Origin of the sequence: Afifella sp. YEN Y35 (assembly GCF_047553465.1) — a bacterium.
Taxonomy (GTDB): Bacteria; Pseudomonadota; Alphaproteobacteria; order Rhizobiales; family Afifellaceae; genus Afifella; species Afifella aestuarii.
The window spans coordinates 243,026-255,396 of record NZ_CP180203.1 but is presented as its reverse complement, the minus strand read 5'-3'; the positions used below and the strand labels follow the sequence as shown (position 1 = coordinate 255,396).

13 protein-coding genes are annotated in these 12,371 nt (G+C 64.8%); 4 read left to right on the top strand and 9 right to left on the bottom strand.

Annotated features, from left to right (window positions below; genetic code table 11):
* Positions 1-27 precede the first annotated feature (27 nt).
* The 3 genes from ACK8CP_RS01235 (at position 28) to ACK8CP_RS01225 (ending at position 3,183) form a co-directional block, all read left to right on the top strand.
* Positions 28-1,242 carry an ABC transporter substrate-binding protein gene (locus ACK8CP_RS01235; protein WP_414834312.1) on the top strand — a complete coding sequence of 405 codons (1,215 nt, stop codon included), beginning with the start codon at positions 28-30 and terminating at the stop codon, positions 1,240-1,242.
* 82 nt (positions 1,243-1,324) lie between these two features.
* Positions 1,325-2,215, top strand: a complete 891-nt coding sequence (locus ACK8CP_RS01230) for a branched-chain amino acid ABC transporter permease (RefSeq protein ID WP_234628713.1) — start codon at positions 1,325-1,327, stop codon at positions 2,213-2,215.
* Positions 2,212-3,183 carry a branched-chain amino acid ABC transporter permease gene (locus ACK8CP_RS01225; RefSeq protein ID WP_234628714.1) on the top strand — a complete coding sequence of 324 codons (972 nt, stop codon included), beginning with the start codon at positions 2,212-2,214 and terminating at the stop codon, positions 3,181-3,183. The genes ACK8CP_RS01230 and ACK8CP_RS01225 overlap by 4 nt, the downstream gene beginning before the upstream one ends.
* Before the next feature lie 241 nt (positions 3,184-3,424).
* Here ACK8CP_RS01225 and ACK8CP_RS01220 read toward each other — a convergent pair whose 3' ends face one another.
* Positions 3,425-5,104 (bottom strand): methyl-accepting chemotaxis protein, encoded by a 1,680-nt coding sequence (locus ACK8CP_RS01220; protein ID WP_414833073.1) that lies wholly within the window; start codon positions 5,102-5,104, stop codon positions 3,425-3,427.
* 14 nt (positions 5,105-5,118) lie between these two features.
* Positions 5,119-5,739, bottom strand: coding sequence for a hypothetical protein (locus ACK8CP_RS01215; RefSeq protein WP_414833072.1), 621 nt, complete (start codon positions 5,737-5,739; stop codon positions 5,119-5,121).
* 280 nt (positions 5,740-6,019) lie between these two features.
* On the opposite strand from ACK8CP_RS01215, the gene ACK8CP_RS01210 reads away from it, so the two are divergent.
* Positions 6,020-6,262 (top strand): DUF6894 family protein, encoded by a 243-nt coding sequence (locus ACK8CP_RS01210; protein ID WP_414833071.1) that lies wholly within the window; start codon positions 6,020-6,022, stop codon positions 6,260-6,262.
* Between the two features lie 4 nt (positions 6,263-6,266).
* Here the strand turns inward: ACK8CP_RS01210 and ACK8CP_RS01205 are convergent, their stop codons facing one another.
* The 7 genes from ACK8CP_RS01205 to ACK8CP_RS01175 form a co-directional block, all read right to left on the bottom strand.
* Entirely contained in the window at positions 6,267-7,019 is a 753-nt protein-coding gene (locus ACK8CP_RS01205; protein ID WP_234628718.1) for a Crp/Fnr family transcriptional regulator, read from the bottom strand.
* 117 nt (positions 7,020-7,136) lie between these two features.
* Positions 7,137-7,844, bottom strand: coding sequence for an RES family NAD+ phosphorylase (locus ACK8CP_RS01200; RefSeq protein WP_414833070.1), 708 nt, complete (start codon positions 7,842-7,844; stop codon positions 7,137-7,139).
* Positions 7,841-8,230, bottom strand: a complete 390-nt coding sequence (locus tag ACK8CP_RS01195; RefSeq protein ID WP_234628720.1) for an MbcA/ParS/Xre antitoxin family protein — start codon at positions 8,228-8,230, stop codon at positions 7,841-7,843. The genes ACK8CP_RS01200 and ACK8CP_RS01195 overlap by 4 nt, the downstream gene beginning before the upstream one ends.
* Positions 8,231-8,300: 70 nt before the next feature.
* Entirely contained in the window at positions 8,301-9,176 is an 876-nt protein-coding gene (locus ACK8CP_RS01190; RefSeq protein WP_414833069.1) for a DUF1028 domain-containing protein, read from the bottom strand.
* Positions 9,177-9,281: 105 nt separating this feature from the next.
* Positions 9,282-9,662: a carboxymuconolactone decarboxylase family protein gene (locus tag ACK8CP_RS01185; RefSeq protein ID WP_414833068.1), complete on the bottom strand. Its 381-nt coding sequence runs from the start codon at positions 9,660-9,662 to the stop codon at positions 9,282-9,284.
* Positions 9,663-9,856: 194 nt separating this feature from the next.
* Complete coding sequence (locus ACK8CP_RS01180) at positions 9,857-10,954, bottom strand: DUF2235 domain-containing protein (RefSeq protein ID WP_414833067.1); 1,098 nt, start codon at positions 10,952-10,954, stop codon at positions 9,857-9,859.
* An 87-nt stretch (positions 10,955-11,041) separates the two neighbouring features.
* Positions 11,042-12,271, bottom strand: coding sequence for an alpha/beta hydrolase family esterase (locus ACK8CP_RS01175; protein ID WP_414833066.1), 1,230 nt, complete (start codon positions 12,269-12,271; stop codon positions 11,042-11,044).
* Between the last annotated feature and the right edge of the window lie 100 nt (positions 12,272-12,371).

Genomic DNA, 12,371 nt, shown 5'->3' with positions numbered 1-12,371 from the left:
CCAAACGAGAGGAGAACCCCAATGAGCATCAAATCGGTCGCCCTGGCCTCAACTGCGCTTGCCGCACTCGCCGCGATGGTGGGTGCCGCCCAGGCGGAGATTTCCGACAACGTCGTCAAGATCGGCGTCCTCAACGACCGCTCCGGCCTTTATGCCGATCTCTCCGGCGAAGGCTCCGTCGTCGCCGCCCGCATGGCGGTGGAAGATTTCGGCGGCAAGGTCGGCGACGCCAACATCGAAGTCGTCTCCGCCGACCATCAGAACAAGCCCGATGTCGGCTCTTCCATTGCGCGCGAATGGATCGACCAGGACGGCGTAGACGTCATCGTCGACGTGCCGACCTCCTCCGTGGCGCTCGCCGTCCAGCAGGTGACCTCGGAAAAGGACACGGCGTTTCTCGATTCCGGCGCCGGCTCGACCGCGCTCACCAACGACCAGTGCGCCCCGACCTTCGTGCACTGGACCTACGACACCTACGCCATGTCGGTCGGCACCGGTAAGGCGGTCGTCGAGCAGGGCGGCAAGAGCTGGTTCTTCCTGACCGCCGATTACGCCTTCGGCCATCAGCTCGAAAAGGACACCTCGGCGGTCGTGAAGGAGAATGGCGGCGAGGTTCTGGGCTCCGTCAATCACCCGCTCTCCACCTCCGACTTTTCCTCCTTCCTGCTGCAGGCGCAGGCCTCCGGCGCCGATGTCATCGGCCTCGCCAACGCCGGCGGCGACACCACCAACGCGATCAAGCAGGCGAACTCCTTCGGCATCGTCCAGGGCGGCCAGAAGCTCGCGGCCCTTTTGGGCTTCATCACCGATGTCGACGCCCTTGGCCTCGATGTCGCGAAGGGCCTGACGCTGACGACGGGCTTCTACTGGGACCGCACCGACGAGACGCGCAAATTCGCCGATCGCTTCGCCGAGAAGATGAACGGCCAGAAGCCGACCATGGTGCAGGCCGGCGTCTATTCCGCCGTCACGCATTATCTGAAAGCCGTGGACGAGATCGACGATGACGGCGGCGAAGCGGTCGTCACCCAGATGAAGAAGATGCCGATCAACGACTTCTTCGCCGAGAACGGCAAGATCCGCGAGGACGGCCGCATGGTCCACGACATGTATCTCGTCGAGGTGAAGGGCCCGGACGAGTCCAAAGGCAAGTGGGACTACTACAACATCGTCAAGACGATCCCGGGCGATGAGGCCTTCCAGCCGCTCGACAAGGGCAGCTGCAAGCTCGTCAGCAACTGATCGTCCCTGAAACGGCCCGGCGCGGCCTCGCCGCCCGGGCTTCCCGCCAACGCCAGGTTCCCCCAACCAAGGAAAGGCTCGTATGCAGGAAATCCTGGGTGTGCCGGCGCCCCTGTTGTTCGGGCAGCTTCTGATCGGGCTCATCAACGGCTCGTTCTACGCGCTGTTGAGCCTCGGCCTGGCCGTCATCTTCGGCGTTTTGAACGTCATCAATTTCGCCCACGGGGCGCTCTATATGATGGGCGCCTTCGTGGCCTGGCTCTTGTTGCACCATCTCGGCATCGGCTACTGGCCGAGCCTCATCGTCGCCCCGTTGATCGTCGGCGTCTTCGGCATCGTCATCGAGCGCACCATGCTGTCGCGCCTCTATGACCTCGACCATCTCTATGGCCTGCTTCTGACCTTCGGCCTCGCCCTCATCATCGAGGGCACCTTCATCAATTTCTACGGCGTCTCCGGCCAGCCCTACGCGCCGCCGGAAATCCTGACCGGCGGTCACAATCTCGGCTTCATGTTCCTGCCGACCTACCGCGCCTGGGTGATCGTCGCCTCGCTTCTCGTCTGCGTCGGCACCTGGCTTCTGGTGGAGCGCACGCGTCTCGGCGCCTATCTGCGCGCCGCGGTCGAAAACCGCGAGCTCGTGCGCGCCTTCGGCATCAACGTGCCCTTGATGATGACCCTCACCTACGGTTTCGCCGTGGCGCTGGCGGCCTTTGCGGGCGTTCTCGCCGCGCCCGTCTATACGGTGAGCCCGATCATGGGCCAGCATCTCATCATCGTCGTCTTCGCCATCGTCGTCATCGGCGGCCTCGGCTCCATCTTCGGCTCCATCGTCACCGGGCTCGGCATCGGCATCGTCGAAGGCCTGACGAAGACCTTCTACCCGGAGGCCTCCTCCACCGTCGTCTTCGTCATCATGGCGATCGTTCTCATCTTGCGGCCGAACGGCCTTTTCGGGAGGCCCCGCGAATGACCGACACGACCTCCAATGTCGAACTCAGCGACGACACGTTTCGCAGGCATCGCCTCGCCGGCTATCTGATCGCTGCCGTCGGCATCGCCGCGCTTGCCGTCGCGCCGTTCCTCGGCATCTATCCGATCTTCCTGATGAAGCTTTTGTGCTTCGCCCTCTTCGCCTGCGCCTTCAATCTGATGCTGGGTTATGTCGGGCTTCTCTCCTTCGGCCACGCCGCCTTCTTCGGCATGGCGGCCTATGTGGCGGGCCATGCCGTCAAGGTCTGGGGCATCGGCACGGTCTTCGGCATCGCCGCCGGCACCCTCACAGCAGGCGTGATGGGCCTCGTCTTCGGCGCGATCGCCATCCGCCAGAAGGGCATCTATTTCGCCATGATCACGCTGGCGCTCGCCCAGATGGTCTTCTTCTTCTGCCTGCAGGCGCCCTTCACCCATGGCGAGGACGGCATCCAGGGCATTCCGCGCGGCACCGTCTTCGGGCTCATCGATCTCCGCGACACGCTGACGATGTATTATTTCGTGGCCGTGATCTTCGCCGCCGGCTTCTTCGTCCTCTACCGCACCGTCCACTCGCCCTTCGGCCAGGCCTTGAAGGGCATCCGCGAAAACGAGCCGCGCATGATCTCGCTCGGCTATCCGGTCGCGCTCCTGAAGGTGCTCGCCTTCACCATGTCGGCGACGATCACCGGCCTTGCCGGCGCGACGAAGGCGATCGTCTTCCAGAGCGCCACCCTGACGGACGTCAACTGGCACATGTCGGGTGAGGTCGTGCTGATGACCCTGATCGGCGGCATGGGCACCATTCTCGGGCCCGTCGTCGGCGCCGGCATCGTCATCGCGCTGCAGAACTATCTGTCGACGATCGGCTCCTGGGTCACGGTCGTCATGGGCGCCATCTTCGTCATCTGCGTCCTGACCTTCCGAAGAGGCATCGTCGGCGAAATTTTGGCCTGGATGCGCCGATAGAGCGGCTCGGATGAACCGCTCTATCGCGGGGCTCGGGTGAGAACCCCAGCCCGATGAGACTTCGCGTCGGCGGCGATCCGCTGCCTCGAGCCGCCTGCGCGATGTCCGCATCGCGCTTTGCGTCTCTCTAGCCGGACCGCCCTGCCGACGCGAAAAAGAATCGCTTCCCTCAAAATGAGCGAGGCTCCGGAGCGGGCCAACGCCCGCGCCACTGTCGCTCCGACCTTAACCGAGTCGGGCCTTATGCGGCACGAACGTTCTCCAGGAACTGGTTCATCGCACTGCGCAGGGAGCCGAGCCGCGTGTCGAGATCGCCCACCGATTGGCGCAGTTCGTTGCTCGCATTCCCGGTCTGCATTGCCGATTGCGACACTTTGCCGATCGACGCGCTGACATCCTGAGTGCCGGTCGCGGCCTCGGTGATGTTGCGGGCGATCTCGCTCGTGGCGGCGTTCTGCTGCTCGGTGGAGGCCGCGATCTCGTCGGAGCGCTGGGCGATGTCGCGCACCATCTCGGCGATGGAATGCGTCGCCTCGATGGAGACGTCCGCCGCCGAGCGGATGTCGGCGATCTGGCGGTTGATTTCCTCCGTCGCCTTGGCCGTCTGCTCGGCGAGCGCCTTCACCTCGGCGGCGACGACGGCAAAGCCCTTGCCCGCCTCGCCGGCCCGCGCCGCCTCGATCGTCGCGTTGAGCGCCAGGAGATTGGTCTGCGAGGCGATGTCGGTGATGAGCTGCGTCACGTCGCCGATCCGCCGCACGACCGCATTGAGCCCGTCGACCGCCTGGCTCGACCGCTCCACCTCGTCGGCCGCCGTGCGGGCGACCTTCGAGGAGGCCTCGATCTGGGCACTGATGTCGCGCGTGGAGGCGGACAATTCCTCCGTCGCGCTCGCCACCGTCTGCACGTTGTTGGTCGCCTGTTCGGCCGCCGACGAAACCGACAGAGACTGCTGGCTCGTGGAGCTTGAGACCTCCTGCAGAAGACCCGCCGTCTCCTCCAGATGCTGCGAGGCGGAGCTGATCTCGCCGGAGAGGCTGAGAACGGACGCCTCGAACTCGTCGGCGAGGCGCAGCATCGCTTCGCGGCGCTGCCGGTTCGCGGTCTCGCGCTCTTCCGCCGAGGCGATCTCCAATTCCCGCGCCCGCACCAGGCTCGCACGGAAGACGGAGAGCGCATTGTGCATCCGCCCGATCTCGTCGGCGCGCTTCACTTCCGTGATCGTCATGTCCGTGTGGCCCTCGGACAGGTCCTGGGTGACCTTGGCGAGACTGCCGAGCGGGCGCACGACGCTCAGATGGTTGAAGATGCCGAAGAGCACGGCGCAGAGCGCGCTGATCACGGCGCTGACGATCGCCACCGTCTCCACCATCGACAGAGCGCCGTTCTGGGCGGTCGCAAGCACGCCCTGCTGCTCGGCAAGCTCCGTGAGGCTCATCTTGATATCTTCGCGCACCGCCCGGAAGGCCGCCTGGCCGTTGCCGGCCGCTTCGATCGCCTTGGCGAGATCGACGGTCATCGGATCGCGCATCAGCGTGATCTGGCGCACGACGAAATCCTCATACCATTGGCGCCACTTCGTCATGGCGTCTTGGATGTGGTCGGCAATTTCGAGATGCGCGAGCATCGGCGCGATCTCGGCCGCGAGCGCTTCGGTGTCCGCCCGTTTCGCCTCGATCCTGGCGACCCAGTCGCGGTCGCCGGTCAGAAGGAAGTTCTTGAGGCCGACGGACTGGTCTTCGATGACGCCTTCGAGCTTGGAGATTTCGATGATCGAATTCTGAAGCTCGCCGTAATTGGCCACGGCGCGTTCGGCGTCGACCGCCTGGAGATAGATGACGGAATTGAGCACGAGACCGATCACGGTCAAAACCGTGAAGGCCAGGATCGCTTTCAGTGTCACGGACATGTTGTTGAGCACGGTCAGGTCTCCGATCACTTGGCCATGGCGAGCTTGCGGCGCGCCAGCTCGGTCAGATTGATTTCGACGGTGACCGCGCCGATCGGCGTGTTGCTGGCTTCTTCGGCGAGCGTCATGTTCACCTGCGCCCGCCAGATGTGCAGACTGTCGTCGAATTCCGGCGCGTCGATGAAGACGGCGCCCGCGCCCTTCGGATAGGTCTCCTGGAACTTCGCCTCGTCACCCTGCCAGAAATCGCCGGTGATCGAGGACTGCCCGACATTCAGCCCCTTGTCGTCCATCACGAAGATCTCGACGAAGAGACCGGCCGACTGGCCTTGCATGCGCGTGAGATAGACCGACAGCGGGTTCGACAGCGTCGCCGCGATCAACGGCTTGTCGACCGCCTCGCGCTCGGTCTTCCATTGCGTGTCGAGCTCGTCGATCTTGGCCTGCTCGAGCGCGCCATAGCGCGCGTTCTGCGTCCTGACGGAGAGGCGCACGACTTCTGAATCCATCCAGGTGCGGATATCGTCCATGACCTGGGCATCGATGAGCCGCTTGGGATCGGGCGCCACGGGATCGGACGGCACAGGTTCGGCCTTCGCGGCGAAGGCTGGAACCGCCACGAGGGCGGCCATGGCAAGTCGGAGCATGGGCGTTTCGTTCCAAACAGAAAATACGGTCTTCGCACCCATAAAATTTCAGGCTGTCGCGAAGCTTGAAAGCTCCTCCAAGGGTTGCGGAGGCGCTGTCGGGCCGCCTGGCACCCTTGAGCGAGAGGCATGCAGGCCTCTCTGCCCGTGGGCTGCCCGCGGCCGAATCCGGCCGCCCGGCGCCTAACACAGGTGAGTGACGGCCGGCCGGCACGGGTGCAGCGTGATCTGCGCGAACGGTCGGTATGGAGCAGGCGCATCGCTTGATGAAGGAAGCGCCGTGCCTCGCTATTTCTTCAACGTCTACCCGGACAGCGCGGAGCTCGACCGCGAGGGCACCGAAATCGCCGACTCCTACGAAGCCCAGGCCGAAGCCGTCCGCATGGCCGGAGAGATCATGCGCGATCTCGGTCGCCGCTTCTGGACGGGCGACGAATGGCGTCTCGAAGTGATCGACGCCGAGGGCAACAGGATCTTCGTCGTCCGCTTCTCGGCCAGAGAGGTCGCCGACGGCGAGCTCTGAGCCCTCAGGCGTGCGGGCGGGGCGCGAGCTTCTGTTGGTCCAGATGCAGATAGTTCGGCGTGAAGCCGGCGAACTCTTCCAACCGTTCGATGTCGTGAATGACGAGACGGGACCCCGCAAACGAGATCAGCCCGTCGCCGCGCAGCCGCTGCAAGACGCGGTTCATGTGCACGTTCGACAGGCCGAGCGTGTCGGCGAGATCGATCTGCGTCAGCGGAAGCTCGTAGCTGTCGCCGTTGGCGAGCCCGACCGCTCTCAGCCGATAGAGCAGCTCGCAGAGGAGATGCGCGGCCCGCTCCGTCGCCTCGCGGCCGCCGAGATTGACGAGCCATTCGCGCAACGTGGCTTCGTCCACGAGAGCCGATGCCCACATCGCCTGGGCGAGCTTCGGCCTTTCCATGAGCTTGAGGATCCGCTCCCTTGGAATATCCACGACCTTGCAGGGCGACAGCGCCGACAGCGAATGGTCCATCTCCTTCAGGATGAAGATGTGCAGATCGCAGAAATCGCCGGGGATGAGATAGGCCATGATATGCCGGCTGCCCTCCGGCAGGATCTTGTAGCGGCAGGCGAAGCCTTCGAGGATCAGATGCACATGGTCGGGCTCGTCGCCCTCCTGAATGAGATCGGTCCGCGCCCGCACCGAACGGGTCTTCTCGATGAGCTCGCCCAGAAGCCGGCAATCCTCCTGATCGAGAGCAACGAACCCTTTGAGCTTTCTAATCAGCGGATTATCGCATTCCTGTCCGTCCTGCATTCCGACGTCCCTTTGTCGATCTCCGTCGTTGAAAACGAAGCTCAGCACGAATGATGTTCGATTTCTATGCCTGTTCTTTGCGCTCAGCGGCGGTGATAACCTCCGAACTGCACCGAACTACCTCCCCTCCACGAAAAACTCCGGGCTGCCGCGCCAGACGAGCCGCCAGGAGGCGCCCGGCCGCACATTCTGGATGATGCCCGGATCGAAGGCGACGAAGCAGCGCCCGCCCGGCCGGCGCACCGAGGGATAGAGCAGCCCGCGACAGCCCTCGCGGCGGAGTTCGGCGGCAAGGGCCTGCCCCGCCGGATAGCCGAGAGAGGGATCGGGATCGAGCGCCGCCGCCTCCCTCTCCGGCACGGCTCTGCCCGCCTCGATCTCGGGAAAATCGCCGATGAAATCGGCGAGAAGCTCCACATAATGCGCTTCGTCGTCGAAAATGCCGATGAAGGCGAGCTCTCGCGTGCGGTGGAAGCCGACCTCCGCCGTCGCCGTCACCACGTCGTCGGCCGCGTACCAGGCGCCGCGCTCGCCGGAATTGAAGCGGTTGCCCGTCGGGCGCGTATAGGTGAAGGCCGCGTTGATATGGCTCTCGCCATAGACTTTGAGGTCGTGCGCGCGGCGGGCGAAAACCAGTTCGCGGCGATCGAGCGCCGGGCTCCCCTCGCGTTCGGCGATCAGCCGGGCGCTGGTCTCGCCTTCGAGCTCCGCCAGAATCGCCGCCTCCTCGTCGCTGTCGACGAGGCCGCGCAGCACCGGCGGCTTGTGATGCGTTTGCGAAATGAGACGAACGAGCCCCCGTGCCTCGAGCGGGGTGATCTTCACGCCCCGCCCCGCAGGGCATCGACGTAACTGCGCACGCGCAGAATTTTCGGCAAGCCCCCTTCGATCATCGCATCGATCGGGCGGCGCCCGTCGAATTCCGGACCCTTGTTGGGAAGCCGGACCCATCGGCGCGCGATCGGCGGATTGAAATAGAGTTCGAGCGATTTGTAGAGGCCGACGATGGCGCTGAGCCTGAGCATCTGATCGCGCGTGAGATCGCCGGCAAAGCCCGGCCTGCGCGCCCGCTTCCAGGTCGATTCCGACATGTCGGCGAGCAGGGCCGCCTCGCGCCCCGTCAGCGACCATGAATCGGCGATGCGGCCCACCGCCTTCAAGGCGACCGCCCGCACATCTTCCGCCGAAGGCTCTTTGAGCGCGTCTTCCATCAGCATCTCCCGATGCGGAGATTAGGTCATATGATCCTTTTTGCAAGATCATATGAGCGGGACACGTCCCTCAACCGCCCTTGCGCGCTCGGATGTCGCTCAAAACCTCGGTGTCGATCAAATCGTCGTCGCGGATGCGGTTGTCGTAGTTCTCGACACCCATGAAGCGCGCCATCGCGGCGATCTTCTCGGGCCCCCAGATACCCGCCGAATTGGAACTATCCGGATCGAGATAGCCCTCCCGCATCAGCAATCGAATTAAATATGTAGCGATTTTGCTGTCAATTTGAACGAGATTGTCGGGATCCGATCCGAAATAGGAAAGACGGTGGAGCCGGTAGCAGCGCGATAGCTCCGAAATGGGATCGTTATGATCGTAAATGGAGATATCGACGGCCCTGCCCTGCCGCCCGCCATAGCCGGCCCCGGCCAGAAACACCTGCAGCCCCGCCGATTGCACGCCCCGCAATTCGCCGCCCGCCTCCTGGCCTGCAACGAGCGCCGCGATCAGCCGCTCCTGAAAATCGCCCTTGGCGCTCTCGAAACGCGCCACCATCGCCGCCGGCACGTCGTCGGAGGTGAGCGAATTGCCATGCGCGAGCGCATTGTCTCCGAAGGCGACGGAGGCCGCGCCGTCCCAGCTCTCCACCGCCGCGCCGGTGTGCTGCGCCGCCCGCCCATCGGCCGTGAGGATGGCGATCTGGCGTTCGCCCGCGGCCGCATCCTCGGCCAAAAGCAGATCGAGCACCGTCTCCGGCGGCACGCCGAGCGCCAGAAGGTCGAGCCCCTTCGTGCCGTGATCGGGATTGGAAAAAGCCTGCGTCGCGATCACCCCGACACCCGCCCGTCCGTGGCAGATGAGGTTGGCGACGCCCGGAAATTTCGACTGCACGGCGATGCCGAGCGCTCCGGTCTCGGGCTCTCGGGCGAGAATGGAATAGGTCATGGCCCATCATAGTCGACGACAGGCGGCCTCAAAAAGGCCCGCGCCCCGTCTGCGAGGAGGACTGGGGCATTCTCCTGCGGGCGCGCCGGTTCGCGGAGAGCCGTCTCACCTCTCATCCGTGGACGATGGATCGCCGAGCCCGGCCTGGGCGAGAGCGAGAGCCGTCACGACAAAGCGGGCATAGGCCAGGGCCGGCCCACCCCCCATCTCGATGGCCACATCGATCGTCTCGTAGATTTCCTCTTCGCTCGCCCCATGCGTCAGCGCCTGATGCAGATGCCATTCCATACACGGCTCGCATTTCGTGACGATCGAAACGGCAAGCGCCATCAATTCCTTCGCCTTCACATCTATGGCGCCGGGCGCGAAGGCGGCCGTCTCGACGTCCAGAAATTTCTCATAGCTCTTCGCATGACGAAGAAGGTTCGTATGCGCCCGCCGCCTCTCGGAAATGCTGTTCTCTATCTTCTCTTTCGTCAGATCCATGATGGCTTACCTCCTTCGCAAAGTCCTGCCGGCGAATGGACAATGACGCGCTGCCTGGCTGGATGGCAGCGTGCCGATCACAAACCTGCGGCCTCCGGGAAGCGAGGATGAGCCTCGCCATGGATGACGTCCACAGCAAGCCCCCACGGGCCACGCAGCATCGCCCGCGGAGCCGCATGCCCCTCCCCGTGCGCTTACCCCTCGACGATGAATTCCTCCGGCAGGTTCTTGTGCGTCTCGCCGAGCCTGTCGCGGCGAATGACGACCGAGCGGTGCACCCGCGCACCCGGCGCGATCTTGCGCCCCGAGAAGAAGGCGGGCCAGGCGAGACCGAGAACGCTCCGCCCGCCCGAACCCGGCGCACAGAGCCGCGGCAGATATTCGAAGATCGCCCAGAACCAGTTCATCGATCGATGCCGTTTGCCGAGCGGATCGGGCTCTTCGTATTTCGTCGCCCCCTCACCGCAAACGATACGCCGCACCACTTCTTCGGAATAGACGAGCCCCATATCCGCCGTCTCGCCGATCATCCAGGCGAGCGGCACCTTGGCGAGCCCGCTCTCCGCCTCCGGATAGCCGCCGCCGACATCGCCGTGCACGCCGGCAAACCACACCTCGCGGACATCCTGGTTTTCCGCCTCCGGCCAGAGCTGCGCGCGGAACATGACGCGAAGTTCGTCGATCGCCACGGCGTGGCGCACGCATTCGACGCTCGGATTGGCATTGGTGAAGGCATGCGAGCGCAGCCGGATGCGATAGCCGCCATGCTCGATGACGGAGGCGACGGTATCGAAGAGCCCGAGAAGCCGGATCGGCGGATGCTCGGTCTGCAAAACCCGGTCGTAGAGCCGGATCTCGTCGAGCTTCGTCTCGCGCTCGGCACCGACGCTGCGATAGGCGCGGTAGGCGTAGTCGAGGAGGTTGAAATTGCGCGTCTCGAGAATGCCGATCGCGTGGATGAAGCCGGCGAGCACCGTGGCCGAATAGGCACCCCGGCTGAAGCCGAAGAGATAGATCCGGTCGCCGCTCACCCAGGTCTCGGCGAGAAAGCGGTAGGCTTCCTTGACGTTCTCATCGAGGCCCCAGCCCGTCATCATGCCCCAGAATTCGACGACGCGTGGCCACCACCTCACCCAGGAATTGTCGGCGGCCAGCGTCCCGACGCCCGGATCGTACCAGACGAGCTGGTCCTCGCTTTTCTCCAGCGTGCCGTAAAGGCGCAGGATATTGGTACGGTCTTCGGAGATTTCGTTCGACGTGCCGTCGAAGAGAATGACGATATTCTTGGGCATTGCCCCCTCCGGCCTCTCCCGGAGGGAATTTATCACAAGATTGCAGGCGTCAGGCGCAGAAAGACCGGCCTGCGCCGCGCCCGAAACTCAGCGCATCAAGCCGGCCTTGCGCAGCGCGTCCTCGATCACCTTGCCAACACCGGAGATCGAGGGCCCGGAGGCCGAGCGTCCGGAGCCTTTGGACCGGCTGCCGCTCTCCCCGCCCGTCTTCGCGCCCGCCGTCTTCGCGCCAGCCGTCTTCGCGCCAGCCGTCTTTTCCTTGGCGGTCGCGCCGGCGCCGTTGCGGAGCGGCTGCGCCGCCGCCCGCAGAGGCGTGTCCGCCATGCGCATGATCGCCTTGCGTGTGCGCCCGCCGGCGGGTTCTGAGGCAATCCCGAAGAAGCGCGCGATATGCAGCGTCGACGAAATGTCGACGTCGAGCATGAAGGGCGCCGGCGTGCCATAGCCGTTCGGCCCGTCCGCCTCGATCGGCGTTCCGTGGCCCATACCGGTGATGGAAAACTCCTCGATCACCGCGCGCCCGTTGCGGTCGTGCCAGACCCGGTGCGGATAGCCGTCGACCTCGTCCGTCCGGTCGGGTTCGGCGGCGACGTGATGCAGCGCCCGCCATTGCGCCAATGTCGCCTCGACATTGATCGGATCGACGGTGCGGTCACCCGTCCCGTGCCACAGCGAAATGATCGGCCAGGGCCCGTTGTGGTCGGAGGCGCCGCGCACGGCCGCCTGCAGCTCGTCTTCGCCGGGCAGGCCATGGCCGCGCATCCGGTCGAAGGCGGCGGGCATCGAGGTGGCGCTGCCATAGGGAATGCCGGCAATGAGCGCGCCGCCGGCAAAGACCTCCGGATAGGTCGCAAGCATGACGCCCGCCATCGCGCCCCCCGCCGACAGGCCGGTGACGAAGACGCGGCTGCGGTCGAGCCGGTACGTCACCACCATATGCTCCACCATCTGGCGGATCGACAGCGCCTCGCCGGAGCCGCGGCGGATATCGTCCTCCTGGAACCAGTTGAAGCAGAGATTGGGGTTGTTGCCGCGCTGCTGCTCGGGAAACAGAAGCGCGAATTTCGCCTCGTCGGCGAGCCGCGACCAGCCGGAGCCGTGGTCGTAGCCGGCCGCGCTTTGCGTGCATCCGTGCAGCACGACGACGAGCGGAGCCCCCTCCGGCAGGTCGTCGGGAACATAGGCTCGCGCGCGCAGCGCCCCCGGATTGGAGCCGAAGCGGGAGATCTCGAAAAGGCGATCGACCACCGGTCCGCGCGGGAGATGAAATCCCTTCAAGGCGGAAAGCCGGGCAATGGTGTCGGACAGGTTTCTCAACGTGGTTCCTCTAGAGCCGCTTCCCCGAAGCGGCAGGGGGAAAACGGCCGCGCATCGATATGGTTGCTGCAGTGCACAATAGCGCTCCGCAACCACAGGT

Bases quoted from the DNA above. Each gene is read 5' to 3' on its own strand.
- ACK8CP_RS01205 (WP_234628718.1), bottom strand. From the start codon at position 7,019: ATGCAGGACGGACAGGAATGCGATAATCCGCTGATTAGAAAGCTCAAA.
- ACK8CP_RS01185 (WP_414833068.1), bottom strand. From the start codon at position 9,662: ATGGATCTGACGAAAGAGAAGATAGAGAACAGCATTTCCGAGAGGCGG.
- ACK8CP_RS01215 (WP_414833072.1), bottom strand. From the start codon at position 5,739: ATGCTCCGACTTGCCATGGCCGCCCTCGTGGCGGTTCCAGCCTTCGCC.
- ACK8CP_RS01195 (WP_234628720.1), bottom strand. From the start codon at position 8,230: ATGGAAGACGCGCTCAAAGAGCCTTCGGCGGAAGATGTGCGGGCGGTC.
- ACK8CP_RS01180 (WP_414833067.1), bottom strand. From the start codon at position 10,954: ATGCCCAAGAATATCGTCATTCTCTTCGACGGCACGTCGAACGAAATC.
- ACK8CP_RS01225 (WP_234628714.1), top strand. From the start codon at position 2,212: ATGACCGACACGACCTCCAATGTCGAACTCAGCGACGACACGTTTCGC.
- ACK8CP_RS01230 (WP_234628713.1), top strand. From the start codon at position 1,325: ATGCAGGAAATCCTGGGTGTGCCGGCGCCCCTGTTGTTCGGGCAGCTT.
- ACK8CP_RS01190 (WP_414833069.1), bottom strand. From the start codon at position 9,176: ATGACCTATTCCATTCTCGCCCGAGAGCCCGAGACCGGAGCGCTCGGC.